Raw genomic sequence first — 719 nt, forward strand, 5'->3', positions numbered from 1 at the left:
GCCTCGAGCACCCTCAATCGTCTTGAGTTGGGCCTACCGGAGTCGGCCACATCAGACCGCTACAAGCGGATTGCCGCGGATAGTGACGCCATGGATCGATTGCTGGTTGATCTTTTCCTGGAGTCGTACCGCAAGCCCCCGCAAGAGATCTGGCTCGACCTGGATGCAACCGACGATCCGCTGCACGGTCAGCAGGAAGGGCGGTTCTTCCACGGTTATTACCGCTGCTATTGCTATCTTCCGCTGTACATCTTCAGTGGTGAGCACCTGCTGTGCGCCCGGTTGCGCACAGCGGACAAGGATGCCTCATCAGGCAGTGTGGACGAGTTGCAACGCATCGTGGGTCAGATCCGCGCACGTTGGCCAAAGACACGGATCATCATTCGCGCAGACGCGGGTTTCTGCCGAGATGCGATCATGGCCTGGTGTGAAGCCAATGACGTAGGCTATGTTCTGGGTCTGGCGCGCAACAAGCGCCTGCAACGGGCCTTGAGCAAGGAGATGGAAGCGGCACGCCTGGCCTGTGAGTGTACCGGCGAGGCGGCCCGGTGTTTCCGCGACTTCCGCTATCGCACGCGCAAATCCTGGTCCTGTGAACGGCGAGTGATCGGCAAGGCGGAATACCTGCCGGGCAAGGCCAATCCGCGTTTTGTCGTTACCAGCCTCAGTTCCAACGAGGCCGATGCCCAGTCGCTTTACGAAGAACGCTACTGTGCCCG

Annotated in this window: 1 protein-coding gene; it reads left to right on the forward strand. The window is 60.1% G+C overall.

Annotated elements, in window-relative coordinates; translation table 11 throughout:
- Window positions 1–719: IS1380 family transposase (locus ACOCD2_RS23900; RefSeq protein WP_419626277.1), on the forward strand; the 719-nt coding region annotated here is incomplete at both ends.

The sequence above is a fragment of the Thiolapillus sp. genome, from assembly GCF_048562965.1.
Lineage (GTDB): Bacteria > Pseudomonadota > Gammaproteobacteria > Chromatiales > Chromatiaceae > Thiolapillus > Thiolapillus brandeum_A.